Origin of the sequence: Nonomuraea sp. NPDC050404 (genome assembly GCF_040655495.1) — a bacterium.
Classification (GTDB): Bacteria; Actinomycetota; Actinomycetes; order Streptosporangiales; family Streptosporangiaceae; genus Nonomuraea.
In genome coordinates this window covers 55647-79412 of record NZ_JBFAKB010000014.1, presented here as the reverse complement: position 1 = coordinate 79412, position 23766 = coordinate 55647, and the positions used below count along the sequence as shown (strand labels likewise).

Sequence of the window (23766 nt, the reverse complement as noted above, 5' to 3'; positions counted from 1 at the left end):
CCTGGACAGTTCATTTCAGCGCCGGGTTGCCCAGGATCAGGTCGGCGGCGGCTCGAACGCCTCCCGCCTCTCGCTGCGCGCGGGCGAAATGTTCGGCTCGTTGGCGGAAGGAGGGGTCGGTCAGCACCCGGGTGACCTTGTCCAGGACGTCCTCGACGTCGATGCGCTGCGGATCGTCCACCGTGAGGCTGACCCCGCTGTCCACACCGCGGATCGCCTGGTCGTAGCAGTCGACCCAGAGCGGCCTGATCACCTGCGGCTTGCCGAAGTACAGGCTCTCGTGGAAGGCGTTGGCGCCGCCGTGGTTGAAGAACAGCTTGACGCTGGGATGGGCCAGCGTGTCGAGCTGAGAGGGAATCCAGCTCTCGACCCTGAGGTTCGGCGGCAGCTCGTCCCTGGGCGGCAGCAGGTGCTGCTGCTCGGCCGGCAACTTCCACAACACGGCATGCCGGCCGTGCAACCGGCGGGCGACCTCCACCAGCGCGTGCACCTCGTGGCGGACCAGCCGGGTGATCGTGCCCAGCCCGATGTAGACCACCGACGGGTTGGCGTCGAGCCAGCGGGACAGGTCGTCGTCGTCCGGCGCCTCCGGCATGGGCGGGATGATGGCGCCGACCAGGTGGAACTTGTCCGGCACCGGAAAGGGGTACTCCAGCCCGAAGACCGTGTAACACAGGATGAGATCGGCGCAGTCGACCTTCGCCGACGGGCTGAGGAACTCGCGCGGAAGCTGGAGCTGCCGTACCAGCGAGATGCCCTCCAGGGCGAGCCGCAACATCCTCGGGTGCAGGAACATCAGCCCTGCCCGGAGCTTGAACATGGTGTTGCCGACCCGCTGCGGGAACGACATGCGCAGCGGCAGGCCGGTGTGCATCATCGGGAAGCCGCGCGGCGTCCTGGCCAGCAGCAGGTTGCTCGGCAAAAACGGCGAGCTGAGCACGAACGGGATCTTCCATTTGAGCGCCATCACGAGCCCGAGCGGGTTCACGCTGTCGAAGATCATCAGGGCGGGCCTGACCTCTTCGATCGCGGCGTCGAGCGCCAGGTACTTGTCCTTGCCGCCCGTCGGGTCGAACTGGCGCCGCACCACCGCGTGGTGCGCCTTCCACCGGGATCGATGGGTGGCCAGGCGGTACATCTCGTCGTCCCAGTCGGCGGGGGAGGAGTCAGGGTTCGTCTCACCGAGCGAGACGAACCGTACGCCGTCACCCTCGTCGATCTTCTCGATGTCGGCCCTGCAGCACTCGTCCGAGGCGAACCAGAGATCCTCCGTGCCGCGCCGGGCCAGTTCGGCGGCGATCAGGCACAGCGGGTTGAAGACACCGGCCCCCGCATTGCTCACGAACAGCAGTGGCTTGCGGCCCTCGCCCATCACGTACCTCCATCGCGGGAGCCCGGCCGCCAGCGGCACGCGGGACCCGTCCTCGCGTGTCCTGACGTCGGCGTGCCCGCACGGTACCGCGGCCGAATTAGGGGGATCACTAGTCTTCACCGGGCCCGGTAAGGCGGCCCGCCAGGCGGCTCGCCGGCCAAAGACTAGGCGTTTGCCGAGTCTCCGTCGGCCTAACTTCACCGATGGACTGACGCGATCGACGTGGCGGGCGGCGGCGGGTGTCCTGGTACCGGTGACGCCGGCCGAACGCCTCCCGACCTCGCCCGATGTACGGAGGCTGTGATGGATACGCCCGGTGAGCAGGTCGTACAGGCGCTCCGGACCTCCATGAAGGAGGCCGACAGGCTACGGCGTCAGTACCAGAAACTGGTCGCCGTCACCACCGAGCCGATCGCCATCGTGGCGATGAGCTGCCGCTTCCCCGGCGGCGTGTCCTCCCCCGAGGAGTTGTGGCGGCTGCTCGCCGCGGGCGGCGACGCCACCTCGGGCTTCCCGTCCGACCGCGACTGGGATCTCGGCATGTTGTCGGACCGCGGCCCGGACGGAGAGCCGCGCAGCGCCACCGACAAGGGAGCCTTCGTACGGGACGTCGCGGACTTCGACCCCGGCTTCTTCGGGATCTCGCCGCGTGAGGCGCTGGCGATGGATCCGCAGCAGCGGTTGTTGCTGGAGGTCTCGTGGGAGGCCGTCGAACGGGCCGGCATCGACGCGACCCGGTTGCGCGGCAGCCGTACCGGCGTCTTCGTCGGGATGAGCGGCCAGGACTACTCCTACCTGATGGTGAACTCGCTGGCCGACCTGCAGGGCAACCTCGGGACCGGCATGGGCGCGGGCGCGGCCTCCGGCCGGCTCTCCTACACCCTGGGCCTGGAGGGGCCTGCGGTCACGGTCGACACCGCGTGCTCGTCGTCGCTGGTCGCGCTGCACCTGGCGGCGCAGGCGCTGCGCGGCGGTGAGTGTTCGCTGGCGCTGGCCGGCGGGGTGACCGTGATGTCCACCCCCGGCGCGTTCGTGGAGTTCTCCCGCCAGGGCGGGCTGGCCGCCGACGGGCGGTGCAAGGCGTTCGCCGACGCGGCGGACGGCACGGGCTGGGCCGAAGGCGTCGGCATGCTGGTGCTGGAGCGGCTGTCGGACGCGCAGCGCAACGGGCATCGGGTGCTGGCGGTGTTGCGCGGGTCCGCGGTGAATCAGGACGGCGCGTCGAACGGCTTCACCGCGCCGAACGGCCCGTCGCAGCAGCGGGTGATCCGGCAGGCGCTGGGCAGCGCCGGGTTGGCTCCCGCTGATGTGGACGTGGTGGAGGGACACGGCACCGGTACGACGCTGGGCGACCCGATCGAGGCTCAGGCGTTGCTGGCTACCTATGGGCAGGATCGGGATCGGCCGCTGCTGCTCGGATCGATCAAGTCGAACATCGGGCACACTCAGGCGGCCGCCGGTGTGGCCGGTGTGATGAAGATGGTGCTGGCGATGCGGCATGGGCTGTTGCCCGCGACGTTGCACGTGGACGCGCCGTCCTCGCATGTGGACTGGTCGGCGGGCGCGGTTGAGCTGCTGACCGAGGCCCGGTCTTGGCCTGCGGTGGAGCGGCCCTGGCGGGCCGGTGTGTCGTCGTTCGGGCTGAGCGGCACCAACGCCCACGTGATCATCGAACAGGCTCCGGAGAGTGCGCCGGTCGCGGGCTCACCGGTCGCGGGTGCCCCGCCGGTGCTGGTGTCCGGTCGTACGGCTGAGGCGTTGCGGGCGCAGGCCGGGCGGCTGGCCTCGCGCATCGAGGCCGACCCCGCTCTGAACCTGGCCGACCTGGCCTTCTCCCTGGTCACCAGCCGGTCCACGTTCGAGCACCGGGCGGCTGTGGCGGGCGGTGACCGCGATGAGGTGGTGGCCGGGCTGCGGGCGTTGGCCGAGGGGCGGGCGGCTGCGGGGGTCGTGCTGGGGGAGAGCGGGGCGCGGGGCAAGGTCGCGTTCCTGTTCACGGGTCAGGGTAGTCAGCGGGCCGGGATGGGGCGGGAGTTGTATGACCGGTTCCCGGTGTTCGCGGCGGCGTTGGACGAGGTGATTGCGGAGCTGGATCCGTTGTTGGAGGGGTCGCTTCGGGAGGTTTTGTTCTCCGATTCGGAGGCGTTGGATCAGACGGGGTGGGCGCAGCCGGCGTTGTTCGCGGTGGAGACGGCGCTGTTCCGGCTGGTGTCTTCTTGGGGTGTACGTCCGGACGCGCTGGCCGGTCATTCGGTCGGGGAGATCACGGCGGCGCATGTGGCTGGGGTGTTGTCGCTGGCCGACGCGTGTGCGTTGGTGGCCGCTCGGGCGCGGTTGATGCAGGCGCTTCCTGCGGGTGGGGCGATGGTGGCGGTGCAGGTCGCCGAGGAGGAAGTCACCGCCCTACTGGCCGAGGAGGGTGTCGGGCGTCAGGGTGAGGTGTCGGTCGCGGCGGTGAATGGCCCTGCTTCCACGGTGATCTCCGGGGAAGAGCAGGCGGTGCTGAAGCTGGCTGCCGTCCTTGAGCAGCGTGGGGTGAAGACGCGGCGGTTGCGGGTGTCGCATGCGTTCCATTCGCCGTTGATGGACCCGATGCTGGAAGACTTCCGCGCGATCGCCGCGACACTCACCTACAACCCACCGCGCATCCCGATCGTGTCCACCCTGACCGGGAAAGCGGCCACGCTGGGCTCGCCGGACTACTGGGTGGACCAGGTGCGGGGCACGGTCCGGTTCGCCGATGGTGTTCGTGCGTTGCATGAGCAGGGTGTGCGGGCGTACCTGGAGCTGGGTCCTGACGGGGTGCTGACCGCCATGGCCGCCGACACCGTGGATGTGGTGCCGGCGCTGCGGAAGGATCGCGACGAAGAGTCGGCGATCATGTCCGCGCTGGCCGAAGTGCATGTGCGCGGGGTGGCGGTGGACTGGTCGGCGGTGATTCCGGATGGCCGCCCGGTGGAGTTGCCGACGTACGCCTTCCAGCGTCAGCGCTACTGGCCCGACGGTGCCGGCGCGCGGGTCGGGAATGTGGTGGCCGCGGGACTGACCGCGGCCGGGCACCCGCTGCTGGGTGCGGCGGTCGGGCTGGCCGGCTCCGAGGGAGTGTTGCTCACGGGCCGGTTGTCGCTGCGGTCGCATCCGTGGCTGGCCGACTACGCGGTGCTGGGTTCGGCGGTGGTGCCGGGCGCGGCGTACGTCGAACTGGCCGTGCGTGCGGCGGATCAGGTCGGGCTCGATGTGGTCAAGGAGCTGACGCTGGCCGCGCCGCTGGTGCTGCGCGCGGATGACGCGGTCGCGGTGCAGGTGTGGGTGGGGGCGGCAGGGCCGTCCGGCCGTCGCGACGTGAGCATCTACGCCCGACCGGCCGAGGCCGCCGATGACGAGCCGTGGGTCGAGCACGCGACCGGTGTACTGGCCGCCGGTGACCGGGCCGTCGCGCCGTTCGACACGACGACCTGGCCGCCCCGGGGTGCGTCCGCGATCGAGCTGGATGGGTTGTACGAGCGGTTCGCCGAGAGCGGGCTGAGCTACGGGCCGGTGTTCCAGGGGCTGCGGGCGGCGTGGCGGGGCGCCGATGGTGCGGTGTTCGCCGAGGTCGCCCTGCCGGAGCAGGTCCCGGGGGCCGGTTTCGGGCTGCATCCTGCGCTGCTGGACGCGGCATTGCAGGTGGCGTCGCTTGCCGGTGTCGAGGGCGGGTTGTTGCCATTCTCATGGGGTGAGGTGTGCCTGCACGCTGGTGGGGCTTCGTTGCTGCGGGTGCGATTGGTCCGGTCGGGTGATGATTCGGTTTCCGTGAGTGCGGTGGACGCGGCCGGGGAGATGGTGTTCTCGGCGGGGTCGCTGGGATTGCGGCCCTACTCAGCCGATGAGCTCGCTGCCGCCGGTGGTCGGCGGGATGAGTTGTTCGGGGTGGAGTGGACGCCGCTGGCGGAACTTCCGACTGCCGAGCCGGTACCGGTGGCGGTGCTTGGCCATGACTTCCTGGGCGTTGCTGCGGATCTGACGTCCTTGGTGGAGGGACCGGGTGTGGTGGTCGCCGAGGTGGCCTCGGACCCGGCGCATGGGGTGGTGGAGTCGGCTCATGAGCTGACCGCCCGGGTCCTGGGTCTGTTGCAGGCGTGGCTGGCCGACGACCGGTTCGGTGAGTCGCGTCTGGTGGTGGTCACCCGAGGGGCGATGGCGTCGGGCGACCTGGCGGGTGCGGCGGTGTGGGGTCTGGTGCGGTCGGCGCAGTCGGAGAATCCGGGCCGGTTCGTCCTGGTGGACGTCGAGGCGGATGGACAGGAGCCGTTGCTGGCTGGGGTGCTGGCATCGGGCGAGCCGCAGGCGGCGATCCGTGGCGGTCAGGTGTGGGTGCCGAGGTTGGCGCGGGTGGCGGCCGGGTCTGACGGTGGCGAGCGTCCGTGGGATCCGGAGGGGACGGTCCTGATCACGGGTGGGACTGGTGGTCTGGGTGCGTTGGTGGCACGGCATGTGGTGGCTGAGCGTGGGGTGCGGCGTCTGCTGTTGAGCAGTCGGCGGGGTTTGGATGCTCCGGGTGCGGTGGAGTTGCGGGAGGAGTTGATCGCGCTCGGCGCGGAGGTGGAGATCGCCGCCTGTGACGTGTCCGATCGTGATCAGGTGGCCGGTCTGCTGGGGCTGGTGGATCCTGGGCATCCGTTGACGGCGGTGGTTCATGCGGCGGGCGTGCTGGATGACGGGACGATCGCGTCGTTGTCGGCGGAGCAGCTGGGTGCGGTGTTGCGGCCGAAGGTGGATGCGGCCTGGTATCTGCATGAGCTGGCCCGGGATGTGGATCTGGTGTTGTTCTCGTCGGTGGCGGGGACGTTTGGTGGTGCGGGGCAGGGTAATTACGCGGCGGCGAACGCGTTCCTGGATGGGCTGGCTGAGCATCGGCGGGCGCTGGGTCTGGGCGGTTTGTCGCTGGTGTGGGGTGCGTGGGCGCAAGGCGTGGGGATGACGGGCGCGCTGGGTCAGGCGGACATGCGCAGGATGGCGCGGGCGGGCTTGGTGCCGTTGTCGGCCGAGCAGGGGTTGTCGTTGTTCGAGGCGGCGGCCGGTGCCGGGCGTGCGGTGGTGGTGACCGCACGGTTCGATGTGGCGGCGGTGCGGGCGCAGGGCTGGGTGCCGCATCTGCTGCGCGGGCTGGTACGGGGGGTTCGCCGGTCGGCGGTTTCCGCCGGCGCAGATGCCGAGCTGGTGGGGCGGCTGGCCGGGGTGGGTGGGGCCGACCGGCTCCGGCTGGTTGTGGAGTTGGTACGTGCGCAGGCCGCAGTGGTGCTGGGGCATGCCTCACCGGAGTCGGTGGAGGTGCGGCGGGAGTTCCGTGAGCTGGGCTTCGACTCGCTGACTGCGGTGGAGTTGCGTAACCGGCTGAACGCGGCGACGGGGTTGCGGTTGCCGGCGACGCTGGTGTTCGACTATCCGACGCCGGTGGTGCTGGCGGAGTTCCTGCTGGGCGAGTTGCTGGGTGAGCAGGCCGGTGTGGTGGTTCCCGCCGGGGTGATGCCGGTGGCGGACGACCCGGTGGTGATCGTGGGAATGGCGTGCCGCTATCCGGGTGGGGTGAACTCCGCCGATGACCTGTGGCGGCTGGTGACTGAGGGCGGGGATGGGATCAGCGGGTTCCCGACGAATCGGGGCTGGGATCTGGGGGCTCTCTACAGCCCGGATCGGGAGAGCCGGGGCACGAGTTATGTGCGTGAGGGCGGCTTCTTGCATGAGGCGGGGGAGTTCGATCCCGGGTTCTTCGGGATCTCGCCGCGTGAGGCGCTGGCGATGGATCCGCAGCAGCGGTTGCTGCTGGAGGTGTCGTGGGAGGCGGTCGAGCGGACAGGTATAGATCCGGTCGCGCTTCGTGGAAGCCACACGGGTGTGTTCGCGGGGGTCAGCTATCACGACTACGCCTCCAGCGTGGACTTCCCGCCGGATGTGATGGGCTTCTTCGGGACGGGTAACGCGGGCAGCGTGTTGTCGGGCCGGGTCTCGTATGTGCTGGGCCTTGAAGGTCCGGCGATGACGGTGGATACGGCGTGTTCGTCGTCTTTGGTGACGATTCATTTGGCGGCGCAGGCGTTGCGGTCGGGTGAGTGTTCGCTGGCGTTGGCTGGTGGGGTGACGGTGATGGCCTCACCAGGGGCATTCATCGATTTCAGTACGCAGGGTGGGTTGGCTGCTGATGGGCGGTGTAAGGCGTTCGCGGATGGGGCGGATGGCACGAGTTGGGGTGAGGGCGTCGGTGTGGTGGTGCTGGAGCGGTTGTCGGATGCGCGCCGCAACGGTCACCAGGTGCTGGCGGTCGTGCGGGGGTCGGCGGTCAATCAGGACGGTGCGTCCAACGGTCTGACCGCGCCGAACGGCCCTTCGCAGCAGCGGGTGATCCGTCAGGCGCTGGCCAGCGCCGGTCTGTCCCCGGCCGAGGTGGATGCGGTCGAGGCGCACGGCACGGGGACGACGCTGGGTGACCCGATCGAGGCGCAGGCGTTGCTGGCGACCTATGGTCAGGATCGTGATCGGCCCTTGTTGTTGGGGTCGATCAAGTCGAACATCGGCCATACCCAGGCGGCTGCCGGTGTGGCGGGTGTGATCAAGATGGTGCAGGCGATGCGGCACGGCGTGCTGCCCGCGACGTTGCACGTGGATGCGCCGTCGTCGCACGTGGATTGGGCCTTGGGTGCGATTGAGCTGCTCACGGAGCCGGTGGAGTGGCCGGAGGTCGGTCGGCCGTGGCGGGCTGGTGTGTCGTCGTTCGGGATCAGCGGAACCAACGCGCACGTGATCATCGAGCAAGCGGCCGAGGAGGCCGCGCAAGCGCCGGAGGCTCCGCCGATCGCGGGTGTGGTTCCGGTGCTGGTCTCGGGTCGGACCGAGCAGGCGCTGCGGGTGCAGGCCGAGCGGTTGGCGTCTCACCTGAGCACCGAGCCGGGGTTGGCTGACGTCGCGTTCTCGCTGGCCACGACCCGGTCGGCGTTCGAGCATCGGGCGGTAGTGCTGGCGGGCGACTGCGAGGGTGTGCTGGCTGGTCTGGGTGCGGTGGCCGAGGACCTGCCGAGGGCGGGTGTGGTGCGTGGAGTGGCTGGGTCGGAGCCGAAGCTGGCCATGCTGTTCAGCGGTCAGGGGAGTCAGCGGACCGGGATGGGCCGGGAACTGTATGACCAGTTCCCGGTGTTCGCCGAGGCTCTGGATGAGGTGATCGCGGAGCTGGACCCGCTGCTTGACGGGTCGCTGCGCGAGGTGCTCTTCGCCGAGCCTGGGACAGCTGAGGCGGAGGTGTTGGATCTGACGGGGTGGGCGCAGCCGGCGTTGTTCGCGGTGGAGACGGCCCTGTTCCGGCTCGTCGAGTCGTGGGGTGCGCGTCCGGAGGTGCTGGCCGGCCATTCGATCGGGGAGATCACCGCCGCGCACGTGGCCGGGGTGCTGTCGCTTAAAGACGCGTGCGTTCTGGTGGCGGCGCGGGCCCGGTTGATGCAGGCGCTTCCTGAGGGCGGGGCGATGGTGGCGGTGCAGGCCGCCGAGGAGGACATCATCGCCCTGCTGGCTGAGGAGGACGTCGCCGCGCTGTTGGCCGAGGAAGGTGCCTGGCCAGCCGGGCGTCAGGGTGAAGTGTCGGTGGCGGCGGTGAATGGTCCGGCCTCCACGGTGATTTCCGGGGAAGAGCAGGCGGTGCTGAAGCTGGCTGCCGTCTTTGAGCAGCGTGGGGTGAAGACGCGGCGGTTGCGGGTGTCGCATGCGTTCCATTCGCCGTTGATGGACCCGATGCTGGAAGACTTCCGCGCCGTAGCCGAGACGCTTACCTACAACTCTCCAAGCATCCCGATTGTGTCCACTTTGACCGGGGAGACAGCCGAGCAGGTGTGCTCGCCGGAGTATTGGGTGGAGCAGGTGCGTGGCGCGGTCCGCTTCTCCGACGCCATCCGCACTCTCCAAGATCAGGGCGTGGGGGCGTACCTGGAACTGGGCCCTGATGGGGTGTTGACCGCGATGGCCGCCGACACCGTGGATGTGGTGCCGGTGTTGCGAAAGGATCGCGACGAGGAGTTCGCGATCATGTCGGCGCTGGCCGAGTTGCACGTGCGGGGAGTGCCGCTTGATTGGGCGGCGGTGTTCCCCGGGGCTCGTCGGGTGGGGCTGCCCACGTATGCCTTCCAGCACCAGTGGTACTGGCCCCAAGGCGCTGGTGAGCGCGCGGGGAATGTGGCGGCGGCGGGGTTGGCGGTCGCGGGGCATCCACTGCTGGGTGCGGCCGTGAAGCTGGCCGGCTCCGAGGGAGTGCTGCTGACGGGCCGGTTGTCGCTGCGATCGCATCCGTGGCTGGCCGACCACGCGGTGGCGGATACGGTCGTGGTTCCGGGTACGGCGTTCGTGGAGCTCGCCGTCCGCGCGGGGGACCAGGTCGGCTGTGACGTGGTGGAGCAATTGACGGTGGTCGCGCCGTTGGTGCTGGGCGCGGACGATGCGGTTGCGGTGCAGGTGAGGGTGGGTGCTGCGGCGGAGTCGGGCCGTCGTGAGCTCAGCGTGTACGCGCGGTCGGCGGAGGCGGCTGAAGATGAGCTGTGGGTCGAGCATGCGACCGGTGTGCTGGTGTCCGGTGGCGCGGCTGTTGCGCCGTTCGACGCGGTGGTGTGGCCGCCGCAGGGTGCGTCGGCGATCGAGCTGGATGGGTTGTACGAGCAATTCGCCGAGGACGGGCTGAATTACGGGCCGGTGTTTCAGGGGGTGCGGGCGGCGTGGCGTGGCCTGGAGGGGGAGGTGTTCGCGGAGGTCGTGCTGCCGGAGCAGGTGGCTGACGCGGGCCTGTTCGGAATCCATCCGGCGCTGCTGGATGCGGTGTCGCATGTGCTGCCGCTGGCCGGGTTCGAGGGCGCGGTGCTGCCGTTGTCGTGGGGTGGGGTGTGCCTGCATGCGGGTGGGGCTTCGTTGCTGCGGGTGCGGTTGGTCCGGTCGGGTGATGATTCGGTTTCCGTGAGTGCGGTGGACGCGGTCGGGGAGATGGTGTTCTCGGCGCGGTCGCTGGTGTTGCGGCCGTTCTCGGCCGATGAGTTCGCGGTCGCCTCCGGGGCCGGGCGGGATCCGTTGTTCGGCGTGGAGTGGACGCCGCTGACGGGGCTTTCGGCGGTCGAGGTGTCGTCGGTGGCGGTGGTTGGTCGGGACGTCCTGGGTGTTGGTGATGGGTCGGTTCCGGTTTATGCGGATATTTCGGCCCTGGTGGGTCCGGTGCCGGGTGTTGTCGTGGCCGAGTTCGTATCGGATCCAGTGGGCGAGACGGTGGGGTCGGTTCATGAGCTGACCGCGCGGGCTTTGGGTCTGTTGCAGGGGTGGTTGGCCGACGACCGGTTCGGTGAGTCGCGGCTGGTGGTGGTGACTCGGGGCGCGGTGGCGGCGGGTGATGGGGTGGTCGCCCGGGATGTCGGAGATGGTGGGGTGGTTGCCGATCTGGCGGGTGCGGCGGTGTGGGGTTTGGTGCGGTCGGCGCAGTCGGAGAATCCGGGCCGGTTTGTGCTGGTGGATGTCGATGAGGTCTCGGCTGGGCTGTTGGGCGAGGTGTTGGCCTCTGGTGAGCCGCAGATGGCGGTGCGCGGGGGTGAGGTGCTGGTTCCTCGGTTGGCGCGGGTGGCGGCCGGGTCTGACGGTGGCGAGCGTCGGTGGGATCCGGAGGGGACGGTCCTGATCACGGGTGGGACGGGTGGTCTGGGCGCGTTGTTGGCGCGGCATGTGGTGGCCGAGCACGGCATCAGGCACCTGCTGCTGACCAGCCGGCGGGGCCCGGAGGCTCCGGGTGCGGTGGAGTTGCGGGCCGAGTTGATCGCGCATGGGGTTGCGGTGGAGATCGCCGCTTGTGACGTGTCCGATCGTGATCAGGTGGCGGGTCTGCTGGCCGGGGTGGGTGTCGATCATCCGTTGACGGCGGTGGTTCATGCGGCGGGCGTGCTGGATGACGGGACGATCGCGTCTTTGACCGCAGAGCAGTTGGGTGCGGTGTTGCGGCCGAAGATGGATGCGGCGTGGCATTTGCATGAGCTGGCCCGGGATGTGGATCTGGTGTTGTTCTCGTCAGTGGCGGGGACGTTCGGTGGTGCGGGGCAGGGCAATTACGCGGCGGCGAACGCGTTCCTGGATGGGCTGGCTGAGCATCGGCGTGCGCTGGGTCTGGGCGGTTTGTCGCTGGTGTGGGGTGCGTGGGCGCAAGGCGTGGGGATGACGGGCGCGCTGGGTCAGGCGGACATGCGCAGGATGGCGCGGGCGGGCCTGGTGCCGTTGTCGGCTGAGCAAGGGTTGGCGTTGTTCGACGCGGCTCCCGGGGTGGACCGGCCGGTGGTGGTGGCGGCGCGGTTCGATGTGGCGGCGGTGCGGGCGCAGGGCTGGGTGCCGCATCTGTTGCGCGGGTTGGTGCGAGGCGGCCGCCGGGCGGCGGCTTCGGCCGGTGGAGATTCGGAGCTGGTACGGCGGCTGGCCGGGATCGGCCGGGCCGACCAGGTTCGGCAGATCCTGGAGCTGGTACGCGCGCAGGCCGCAGTGGTGCTGGGACATGCCTCACCGGAGTCGGTGGAGGTACGGCGGGAGTTCCGTGAGCTGGGCTTCGACTCGCTCACTGCGGTGGAGTTGCGTAACCGGCTGAGCACGACGATGGGGTTGCGGTTGCCGGCGACGCTGGTGTTCGACTACCCGACGCCGGTGGTCCTTGCGGACTTCCTCCTGGACGAGTTGCTCGGCAAGCACACTGACGTGATCAGCCCGACCATTTTCACCTCGGTCGTGGACGATCCGATCGCCATTGTGTCGATGGCGTGCCGCTATCCGGGTGGGGTGAACTCCGCCGATGACCTGTGGCGACTGGTGGCCGAGGGCGGGGATGGGATCAGCGGGTTCCCGACGAATCGGGGCTGGGACCTGGGGACCCTCTACAGCCCGGATCGGGAGAGCCGGGGCACGAGCTATGTGCGTGAGGGCGGCTTCTTGCATGAGGCGGGGGAGTTCGATCCCGGGTTCTTCGGGATCTCGCCGCGTGAGGCGCTGGCTATGGACCCGCAGCAGCGGTTGTTGCTGGAGACGTCGTGGGAGGCGATCGAGCGGGCCGGGATCGACCCACTCTCCATGCGTGGCAGTCGCACTGGCGTGTTCGCCGGAATCAGCTATCACGACTACGCCTCGACCGTGGAGCTCCCGCTGGACGCGATGAGCTTCTTCGGAACCGGCAACGCGGGCAGCGTGTTGTCGGGCCGGATCTCCTACGTGCTGGGCCTTGAAGGTCCGGCGATGACGGTGGATACGGCGTGTTCGTCGTCCTTGGTGACGATTCACTTGGCGGCCCAAGCGTTGCGGTCCGGTGAGTGTTCGCTGGCGTTGGCTGGTGGGGTGACGGTGATGGCCTCACCAGGGGCATTCATCGATTTCAGTACGCAGGGTGGGTTGGCTGCTGATGGGCGGTGTAAGGCGTTCGCGGATGGGGCGGATGGCACGAGCTGGGGTGAGGGCGTCGGTGTGGTGGTCCTGGAGCGGCTGTCGGACGCCCGCCGCAACGGCCACCAGGTGCTGGCGGTCGTGCGGGGGTCGGCGGTCAATCAGGACGGTGCGTCCAACGGCCTGACCGCGCCGAACGGCCCGTCACAGCAGAGAGTGATCCGCCAAGCGCTGGCCAGCGCCGGTCTGTCCCCGGCCGAGGTGGATGCGGTCGAGGCGCACGGCACGGGGACGACGCTGGGTGACCCGATCGAGGCGCAGGCGTTGCTGGCGACCTATGGTCAGGATCGTGATCGGCCCTTGTTGTTGGGGTCGATCAAGTCGAACATCGGCCATACCCAGGCGGCTGCCGGTGTGGCGGGTGTGATCAAGATGGTGCAGGCGATGCGCCACGGCGTGCTGCCCAAGACGTTGCACGTGGATGCGCCGTCGTCGCACGTGGACTGGTCGGCGGGTGCGATTGAGCTGCTCACGGAGCCGGTGGAGTGGCCGGAATCCGGTCGGCCGTGGCGGGCGGGCGTGTCGTCGTTCGGGATCAGCGGAACCAACGCGCACGTGATCATCGAGCAAGCGGCCGAGGAGGCCGCGCAAGCGCCGGAGGCTCCGCCGATCGCGGGTGTGGTTCCGGTGCTGGTCTCGGGCCGGACCGAGCAGGCGCTGCAGGAGCAGGCCGGGCAACTGGCGTCCTACCTGACCGGCGAGCCCGATCTGGGGTTGGCCGACGTCGCGTTCTCGCTGGCCACGACCCGGTCGTCGTTCGAGCACCGCGCGGTGGTCATCGCCGGGGATCGTGAGAGTGCGCTCGCCGGTCTGGGCGCGGTGGCCGAGGATCTGCCGGGTGTGGTGCGCGGGGTGGCCGGGTCGGAGCCGAAGCTGGCCATGCTGTTCACCGGTCAGGGCAGTCAGCGGACGGGGATGGGCCGGGAACTGTATGCCCGGTTCCCGGTGTTCGCGGCGGCGTTGGATGAGGTGATCGTCGCGCTGGATCCGTTGCTGGAGGGGTCGCTGCGTGAGGTGCTCTTCGCCGAGCCTGGCGCGGCCGAGGCGGAGGTGTTGGATCAGACGGGGTGGGCGCAGCCGGCGTTGTTCGCGCTGGAGACGGCCCTGTTCCGGCTCGTCGAGTCCTGGGGCGTGCGACCTGAGGTGCTGGCCGGTCATTCGATCGGGGAGATCACCGCCGCGCATGTGGCCGGAGTGCTGTCCCTTAAGGACGCATGCGCTCTGGTCGCGGCGCGAGCGCGGTTGATGCAGGCGTTGCCGGTGGGCGGGGCGATGGTGGCGGTGCAGGCCGCCGAGGAGGACATCACCGCCCTGCTGGCCGATGGAGGTGTTGGCCTGTCGACCGGGCGTCAGGCTGGGGTGTCGGTGGCGGCGGTGAATGGTCCGGCCTCCACGGTGATCTCCGGGGAAGAGCAGGCGGTGCTCAAGCTGGCTGCCGTTCTTGAGCAGCGTGGGGTGAAGACGCGGCGGTTGCGGGTGTCGCATGCGTTCCATTCGCCGTTGATGGACCCGATGCTGGAAGACTTCCGCGCCGTGGCCGAGACGTTGACCTTCAACGAACCGCGCATCCCGATCGTGTCCACCCTGATCGGGGAGACAGCCGAGCAGCTGTGCACGCCGGAGTATTGGGTGGAGCAGGTGCGGGGCACGGTTCGGTTCGCCGACGCCATTCGCACTCTCCAAAGTCAGGGCGTGGGGGCGTACCTGGAGCTGGGTCCTGACGGGGTGCTGACCGCGATGGCCGCCGACACCGTGGATGTGGTGCCGGCGTTGCGAAAGGGCCGCGACGAGCAGACGGCGATTACGACCGCGCTGGCCGAGTTGCATGTGCATGGGGTGCCGCTCGACTGGGGGGCGGTGTTCCCCGGCGCGCGCCGGGTGGAGCTGCCGACCTACGCCTTCCAGCGTCAGCCGTTCTGGCCGACCGGCAAGCGGACCGGCGATGCCCGCGCCCTGGGTCTGGCCGCGGCGGGGCATCCGCTGCTGAGCGCCGCCGTGCATTTCGCGGAGTCCGACGGCGCGCTGCTGACCGGCCGCTTGTCCGTGCAGTCGCATCCCTGGCTGGCCGATCACGTCGTGGGCGGGATGGTGCTGTTCCCCGGCACCGGTTTCCTTGAGCTGGCGATCCGGGCCGGGGACCAGGTCGGCTGCGGCCTGGTCGAGGAGCTGACACTGGCGGCGCCGCTGGTGCTGGGTGCGGATGACGCGGTCGCGGTGCAGGTGTCGGTAGGAGCCCGGGACGAGTCGGGAAGGCGTACGCTCGGCATTCACGCCCGCCTGGCCGAAGCCGAGGACCACACACCATGGACCCGGCACGCCACCGGCGTGCTGATGGCGACAGACTCCTCCGCTGGGGAAGGCGCCGGATTCGACGCCGCGGTGTGGCCGCCGCAGGGCGCGACCGAGATCGAGCTGGACGGGCTCTACGACCGGCTCGCCGAGGGAGGGCTCGGTTACGGCCCGGTGTTCCAGGGGCTGCGGGCGGCCTGGCAAGGTACGGGCGGCGAGGTGTTCGCCGAGGTCGCCCTGTCGGACCAGGTAGCCGACGCCGCCCTGTTCACCATGCATCCTGCGCTGCTCGACTCCGCGTTGCACTCGGTGCCGTTCGTCGGCCTGGAGTCGGCGGGTGGCGGCAGGTTGCCGTTCTCCTGGAGTGCGGTGCGCCTCCACGCCGCAGGCGCGTCCACGTTGCGGGTTCGCCTGGCCAGGGCCGGTACGGACGCCGTGTCGCTGAGCGCCGTGGATCCCGACGGGGCGCCGGTGTTGTCGGCGCGCTCGCTGGTCCTGCGTGCCGTCGCGGCCGACCAACTCGCCGCGGCCTCGCCCGACCGTGGCGTGGAGCGGGACTCGTTGTTCCAGCTCGACTGGATCACGGTGCCGATGACGGTCTCCCCGGTGGACGCGGTGATCGGGCTGGAGGTGGCCGAGCTCACGGGCGACCTCGATTCGCTGGAGCTGCCGCTCGGCAGGGCACCCGAACTGGTGACCGTCGAGATCGACGTGCCCGGCCCCGCAGACGTGCCCGGCCCCGCCGATGTGCCCGGCCCCGCCGATGTGGGCGTGTCCGGCTCCGCCGATGTGGTGGGGGCAGCGCACGAGGTGGCCACCCGCGTCCTGAGCCTGTTGCAGCAGTGGCTCGCCGATGAGCGGTTCGACGACTCGCGCCTGGTGTTCGTCACCCGCGGCGCCGTCGCCACCGGCCCCGGCGAGACCGTGCGGAACCCGGCCGCGGCCACCGTCTGGGGACTCGTCCGCAGTGCCGAGGCGGAGAACCCGGGCCGCTTCCTGCTGGCCGACGTCGAGGAGCAGGAGACGGCCCTGTCCGCGCTGCCCGTCGTGCTGGCCTGCGGCGAACAGCAGGTGGCGGTGCGCGACTACGAGGCACGGGTACCCCGTCTGGCCCGGCTGGTCCAGGAGGAGCACACCGCCCCGGAATGGAACCGGAACGGCACGGTGCTGATCACCGGCGGCACCGGCGGCCTGGGCGGCATGCTGGCCAGGCATCTGGTGGCCGAGCACGGCATCAGGCACCTGCTGCTGGCGAGCCGCCGCGGCCCGGACGCTCCCGGCGCGGCGGAGCTGCGGGCGGACCTGGCGGAGAGCGGCGCGCAGGTGAGCGTCGTCGCGTGTGACCTGGCCGACCGGGACGAGGTGGCGGCGCTGCTGGCGCGGGTCGAGGCCGGGCACCCGCTGATTGCGGTGATCCACCTGGCGGGCGCGCTGGACGACGGGACGATCTCCTCGCTGACCCCCGAGCGTCTGGGCGCGGTCCTGCGTCCCAAGGTCGATGCCGCCTGGCACCTGCACGACCTCACCCGTGACGCCGATCTGGCCGAGTTCGCCGTGTTCTCCTCGGTGGCGGGCACGTTCGGCGGGCCGGGCCAGGGCAACTACGCGGCGGCCAACGCGTTCCTGGACGCGCTGGTCCAGCACCGCAGGGCCGCGGGACTGCCCGCGGTGTCGCTGGCATGGGGCCCGTGGTCGCAGGACGCCGGGATGACCAGCCGGTTGTCGCAGGTGGACGTGCAGCGGTGGAACATGGGTGGCCTGCTGCCGATCTCGCCCGTACAGGGCATGGCGTTGTTCGACGCGGCTCTCGCGTCCAGTGCGCCGGCGGTCGCCCCGGTCCGGCTGAACCTGCCCGCGCTGCGGGCGCACGCGGAGCTGCCGCCCATGCTGACCGGGCTGGTTCCGGCCGTGCGCCGCTCGACGGCCGCCGCCGCGCGGGTGCGGAGCAAGCTGCCGCAGCGACTGGCCCCGCTGAACGCGGCCGAACGCGTCGAGGTCATGCTGGACGTGGTACGGACCGAGATGGCCCTGGTGCTGGGACATGCCACGCCGGACGCGGTGGAGGTCCGGCGCGAGTTCCGTGACCTGGGCTTCGACAGCCTCACCGCGGTCGAGCTGCGTAACCGGCTGAACACCGCGACGGGCCTGCGCCTGTCGGCAACGCTGGTGTTCGACTACCCGACGCCGGCCGTGCTGACCGAACACCTGCTCGGCGAGCTGATGGGCACGCGGACGGAGACCGTGGACACGGCCCCGCCCGCGCTGCTGCCGCCGGTGGCCGATGACCCGGTGGTGATCGTGGGCATGGCGTGCCGCTACCCGGGTGGGGTGAACTCCGCCGATGACCTGTGGCGGCTGGTGACCGACGGCGTGGACGGGATCAGCGGGTTCCCGACGAATCGGGGCTGGGACCTGGGGGCGCTGTTCAACCCGGACCGGGAGAACCGGGGCACCAGCTACGTGCGCGAGGGCGGTTTCCTGCACGAGGCGGGCGAGTTCGATCCCAGGTTCTTCGGGATCTCGCCGCGTGAGGCGCTGGCGATGGATCCGCAGCAGCGGTTGTTGCTTGAGGTGTCGTGGGAGGCGGTCGAACGGTCCGGGATCGACCCCGTGTCGCTGCGCGGCAGCCGTACCGGCGTGTTCGCCGGAGTGATGCACCACGACTACCGATCGGGACGCCTGGAGTTCCCGCCGGAAGTGATGAGCTTCATGGGCACCGGCACCGCGGGAAGCGTGTTGTCCGGCCGGATCTCCTACACGCTGGGCCTGGAGGGCCCGGCCGTGACGGTGGACACCGCGTGTTCGTCGTCGCTGGTGGCGATGCATCTTGCCACGCAGGCGCTGCGCGGCGGCGACTGCTCGCTGGCGGTGGCCGGCGGCGTGACCGTGATGGCCACACCCGGCGCGTTCATCGATTTCAGCGCGCAGGGCGGGCTGGCCGGCGACGGCCGGTGCAAGTCCTACTCCGACGCGGCCGACGGCGTGAGCTGGTCCGAGGGCGTCGGAGTGGTGGTGCTGGAGCGGCTGTCGGACGCGCGCCGCAACGGGCATGAGGTGCTGGCGATCGTACGCGGGTCGGCGGTGAACCAGGACGGCGCGTCGAACGGCCTGACCGCGCCGAACGGCCCTTCGCAGCAGCGGATGATCCGGCAGGCGCTGGCGAGCGCCGGTCTGGCTCCCGCCGATGTGGACGTGGTGGAGGGCCACGGCACGGGTACGACGCTGGGCGACCCGATCGAGGCGCAGGCACTGCTGGCCACCTACGGTCAGCATCGCGATCGGCCGCTGCTGCTCGGGTCGATCAAGTCGAATATCGGCCACACCCAGGCGGCGGCGGGTGTCGCGGGTGTGATCAAGATGGTGCAGGCCATGCGGCACGGCGTGCTGCCCAAGACGCTGCACGTGGACGAGCCGTCCTCGCACGTGGACTGGTCTGCGGGCGCGATAGAGCTGCTCACGGAACCGGCGGAGTGGCCGGAAACCGGACGGCCGTGGCGGGCGGGCGTTTCGTCGTTCGGGATCAGCGGCACCAACGCCCATGTCATCATCGAACAAGCGGTGGAGCCCACGGAAACCAGGGACGCTACGCAGGAGCAGGCACCGGTTCCGGTGCTGGTCTCGGGCCGGACCGAGCAGGCTCTGCGCGTACAGGCCGGACGGCTGGCGTCTCACCTGAGCGACGAGCCGGACGCGAGGCTGACCGACGTCGCGTTCTCGCTGGCCACCACGCGGTCGGCGTTCGAGCACCGCGCGGTGGTCATCGCCGGGGATCGCGAGAGCGCGCTCGCCGGTCTGGGCGCGGTGGTCGAGGATCTGCCGGGTGTCGTGCGCGGGGTGGCCGGGTCGGAGCCGAAGCTGGCCATGTTGTTCACCGGTCAGGGCAGCCAGCGGGCCGGGATGGGCCGGGAACTGTATGACCGGTTCCCCGTGTTCGCGCGCGCCCTGGACGAGGTGATCGCCGAGCTGGGCGGTTCGTTGCGGGAGGTGTTGTTCTCCGACTCGGAGGCGTTGGATCAGACCGGCTGGGCGCAGCCGGCGTTGTTCGCGCTGGAGACGGCCCTGTTCCGGCTGGTCGAGTCGTGGGGTGTGCGTCCGGCTGTGCTGGCCGGGCACTCCGTCGGGGAGATCACGGCGGCGCACGTGGCCGGCGTGTTGTCGCTGGCCGATGCGTGTGCGCTGGTGGCGGGCCGGGCCCGGTTGATGCAGGCGTTGCCGCCGGGCGGGGCGATGGTGGCGGTGCGGGCGGCCGAGGAGGAGGTCGCCGCCCTGCTGGCCGGGCGGGAGAACGAGGTGTCGATCGCGGCCGTCAACGGCCCGGAGTCGGTGGTGATCTCCGGGGTCGAGCAGGCCGTTCTTGAGGTGGCCGATGCGCTGGGGGTGAAGACGCGGCGGTTGCGGGTGTCGCACGCGTTCCATTCGCCGCTGATGGACCCGATGCTGGAGGACTTCAGAAAGGTCGCCGAGACGCTCACGTACAGGCCGCCGAACATCCCGATCGTCTCCACCCTGACCGGGAAGCAGGCGACGGCCGAGCAGTTGTGCTCGCCGGACTACTGGGTGGACCAGGTGCGCGGCACGGTCCGCTTCGCCGACGGCGTACACGCGCTGCATCAGCAGGGTGTGCGGGCCTATCTGGAGCTGGGACCCGACGGGGTGCTGACCGCCATGGCCGACGACACCCTCGCCTCGCTCGCAGAGCCGCAGGACGATCAGGAGGCGCTGCTGGTCCCGATGTTGCGCAACGGCCGGGACGAACCGGCCGCCGCCATCGAGGCGCTCGCCCGGTTGCACGTGCACGGGACGGCGGTGAACTGGCAGGCCCTGTTCACCGGCGCCCACCGGGTGGACGTGCCGACGTACGCCTTCCAGCACCAGTGGTTCTGGCCGAAAGGCCCGGCTTCCAACGTGGGGAATGTGGCGGCGGCCGGATTGGCGGTCGCGGGGCATCCGCTGCTGGGCGCGGCGGTGGGCCTGGCCGACTCGGACGGGGCGTTGCTGACGGGACGGTTGTCGCTGCGGTCGCATCCGTGGCTGGCCGACCATGCGGTGGCCGGCACGGTGATCTTCCCGGGCACCGGGTTCCTGGAGCTGGCGATCCGCGCCGGTGACCAGGTCGGCTGCGACGTGGTGGAGGAGCTGACCCTGACCGCGCCTCTCGCGCTCGGTGAGCGCGATGCCATCGCGGTGCAGGTGTGGGTGGGGGCGGCGCAGGAGTCGGGCCACCGCACCCTCAACGTTTACGCACGTTCGGCGGACGCGCCGGAGGACACACCATGGGTACGGCACGCGACCGGCACCCTGGGCACGGGCGCCGCGGCCGCCGGGTCGTTCGACACGGCGGTGTGGCCACCACGGGACGCGACCGCGATCGAATTGGACGGGCTGTACGACAGTCTGGCCGCGGGCGGCTTCGGCTACGGCCCGGTGTTCCAAGGGCTGCGGGCGGCCTGGCTCGGCGCGGGCGGCGAGGTGTTCGCCGAGGTCGCGCTGCCCGAACAGGCGGAGCAGGACGCGTTCGGGATGCACCCGGCCCTGCTGGACGCGGTGCTGCACACGGTGTCGTTCGCCGGGCTCGAACCGGTGGAGGGCGGCCGGTTGCCGTTCTCCTGGGGCGGCGTGTGCCTGCACGCGGGCGGCGCGTCGGTGTTGCGCGTGCGCTTGGCCAGGACGGGCGAGGATTCCGTGTCGCTGACGACGGTGGACGCGGCCGGGGATCCGGTGTTGTCGGCACGCTCACTCGTGTTGCGCCCGTTCTCGGCCGACCAGCTCGCGGGCGGCGGCCAGGCCATGCTGGGCGATGGGCTGTTCCGGCTGGAGTGGGCCGCGCTCTCCGACGTTCCCGCCGTCGATCCGGTGCCGGTGGCGGTGATCGGTCTCGCGGAGTCGGAGGTCGCCGGGCCGGTCGAGGTGTATCGGGACCTGGCGGAGTTGGTGGCGGCGGGGCCGGTTCCGGGTGTGGTGCTGGCCGGGGTGGCGGCCGGGTCGTCCCAGGACGTGGTGGCGCGTACCCATGAGGTGACCGCTTCGGTGCTGGAACTGCTGCAAGGGTGGCTGGCCGATGAGCGGTTGGCGGGTTCGCGGCTGGTGGTGGTCACCCGGGGCGCGGTCGCGGAGGGCGAGGTGATCACGGACCTGCCGGCCGCGGCGGCGTGGGGCCTGGTGCGGTCGGCGCAGTCGGAGAACCCCGGCCGGTTCGTGCTGGTCGATGTCGATGCGGCCGGGTGGCCCCTGTCGCCGGCGATGCTGGCCCCGGTGCTGGCCTCGGCCGAACCGCAGGCGGTGATCCGTGGCGGTGAGGTGCGCGTGGCACGGTTGGCGTCGCTGGCTTCGGGAACCGGGCTGGTGCCTCCGGCCGCTGGGGCGTGGCGGCTGGGCAGCCGGGCCAAGGGCAGTCTGGACGCGCTGGAGTTGCTTCCGTTCCCGTCCGAGCCGTTGGAGGCCGGTCAGGTGCGGCTCGCGGTGCGCGCGGCGGGCGTCAACTTCCGTGACCTGCTGGACGGTTTGAACGCGCTGGGCTGGTTCCAGGACAAGGTCGGCCTGATGGGCGGCGAGGCTTCCGGAGTGGTGCTGGAGGTCGGCCCGGGGGTCACGGACCTGCGCCCGGGGGATCGGGTGGTCGGCCTCGTCGATGGTGCTTTCGGTCCGGTGGTCGTGACGGGCGCGGGTGCGCTGACCAAGATCCCCGAGGGCTGCTCGTTCGAGCAGGCGGCGACGATCCCGGTGTCGTTCCTGACGACCTACTACGGGTTGATGGACCTGGCCGGGTTGCGGCCGGGCGAGTCGTTGCTGGTCCATGCCGGTACGGGCGGGACCGGCATGGCGGCGATCCAGCTTGCGCAGCGGCTCGGGGTGGAGGTGTTCGCGACGGCGAGCCCGGCCAAGTGGGAGGTGTTGCGTTCGCTGGGCATTCCGGACGATCACATCTCCTCCTCCCGGGACCTGGACTTTGAGGAGCGTTTCCGCGGCCGGCGCATTGATGTGGTGCTGAACTCGCTGACGGGCGAGTTCATCGACGCCTCGGCGCGGCTGTTGCGCCCGGGGGGCCGGTTCATCGAGATGGGCAAGCTGGACATTCGTGACCAGGACCAGTTCCCTGGCTTGACCTATCGCTGGTTCGACGTCCTGGATGCCGGGCCTGAGCGGTTGCGCGAGATCCTGGCCGAGTTGATGGAGTTGTTCGCCTCCGGTGAGTTGCGGCCGCTGCCGGTTACGGCGTGGGACGTGCGCCGTGCGCGGGAGGCGTTCCGGTTCATGAGCCGGGCCCGCCATACGGGCAAGATCGTACTGACCATGCCCCGCCAGTGGGACCCGGACGGCACGGTACTGATCACGGGTGGCACCGGTGGCCTGGGCGCGGAGGTCGCCAGACATCTGGTGACAGAGCACGGAATGCGACATCTGCTGCTCACCAGCCGAAGGGGCCTGGAGGCCCCGGGCGCGGTGGAGTTGCGGGACGAGCTGATCGCGCACGGCGCGGAGGTCGAGATCGCCGCCTGTGATGTGGCGGATCGGGATCAGGTGGCCGGCCTGCTGGCAGGCGTCCATGGGCTGACAGCCGTGATTCACACGGCGGGTGTGCTGGACGACGGGACGATCCAGTCGTTGACGCCGGAGCGGCTGGCGTCGGTGCTGCGGCCGAAGGTGGACGCCGCCTGGCACCTGCACGAGCTGACCCGGGGCATGGATCTGGCCGGGTTCGTGGTGTTCTCCTCGCTGGCCGGAGTGATGGGCGGCGGGGGCCAGGGCAACTACGCGGCGGCCAACGCCTGGCTGGACGCGCTGATGGCGCACCGCCGGGCGCAGGGCCTGGCGGGGCTGTCGCTGGCATGGGGCCTGTGGGAGCAGGCCACCGGCATGAGCGCGGGCATGTCGCAGGCCGACCTGCAGCGGATGAGGGCCAGCGGGCTGCCGCCGATCACGACCGAGCAGGGGCTGGCGCTGTTCGACGCCGCCATCGGCTCCGACGCGCCGCTCGTCATCCCCGTACGGCTGAATCCGCCGCCCCTGCCCCAGGACCAGATCCCGCCGCTGTTCCGCGGGCTGGTGCGCGGCAGCCGCCGCACGGCCGCCACCTCGCAGGCCGCCGGCGGCGACGGCGAGGCGCTCTCGCAGCGGCTGGCCGGCCTGCCCGACGCCAAGCGCATCCGCATGCTGGTCGACGTGGTACGCGCGCAGGCCGCCGCCGTACTCGGCCACTCCGACTCCACGGCCGTGGAGGTACGGCGGGAGTTCCGCGAGCTGGGCTTCGACTCCCTCACCGCGATCGAACTGCGCAACCGCCTCAACACCGCCACCGGGCTGCGCCTGCCCTCCACCCTGGTCTTCGACTACCCCACCCCCAGCGTCCTCGCCGAACACCTCCTCGCGGAGATCGCCCCCGGGGACGCCGAAGCCGCGAAGCCGTCGTTGCTGGCCGACCTCGACCGGTTCGAGACCGTGCTCGCCGAGGACACCTTCGACGAGATCACCAGGAACGGCATCGCCACCCGGCTCCGGCAGCTGCTGGCCAAGGTGAGCCCGACCGGCCCAGAAACTAGTGAAATCGCGGTCGACGACATGCTCGAATCGGCGAGTACCGAGGACATCCTCGGGCTTATCAAGAGCGAACTGGGTCACCTGAAAGACCTGTGATCCCCGGCTCGCCTCGG

The 23766-nt window shown here is 70.6% G+C and carries 2 protein-coding genes; one reads left to right on the top strand and one right to left on the bottom strand.

Annotation, left to right across the window (positions count from 1 at the left end; genetic code table 11):
* Positions 1 to 10: 10 nt before the first annotated feature.
* The gene (locus tag AB0I81_RS34550; RefSeq protein WP_360665426.1) at positions 11 to 1372 is read right to left on the bottom strand and encodes a glycosyltransferase; all 1362 of its coding nucleotides are present in this window, start codon (positions 1370 to 1372) and stop codon (positions 11 to 13) included.
* A gap of 303 nt (positions 1373 to 1675) precedes the next feature.
* On the opposite strand from AB0I81_RS34550, the gene AB0I81_RS34545 reads away from it, so the two are divergent.
* Positions 1676 to 23749 carry an SDR family NAD(P)-dependent oxidoreductase gene (locus AB0I81_RS34545; RefSeq protein ID WP_360665423.1) on the top strand — a complete coding sequence of 7358 codons (22074 nt, stop codon included), beginning with the start codon at positions 1676 to 1678 and terminating at the stop codon, positions 23747 to 23749.
* Positions 23750 to 23766: the final 17 nt, after the last annotated feature.

Coding starts and splice junctions, on each gene's coding strand:
- AB0I81_RS34550 (WP_360665426.1), bottom strand. CDS start 1,372: ATGGGCGAGGGCCGCAAGCCACTGCTGTTCGTGAGCAATGCGGGGGCC.
- AB0I81_RS34545 (WP_360665423.1), top strand. CDS start 1,676: ATGGATACGCCCGGTGAGCAGGTCGTACAGGCGCTCCGGACCTCCATG.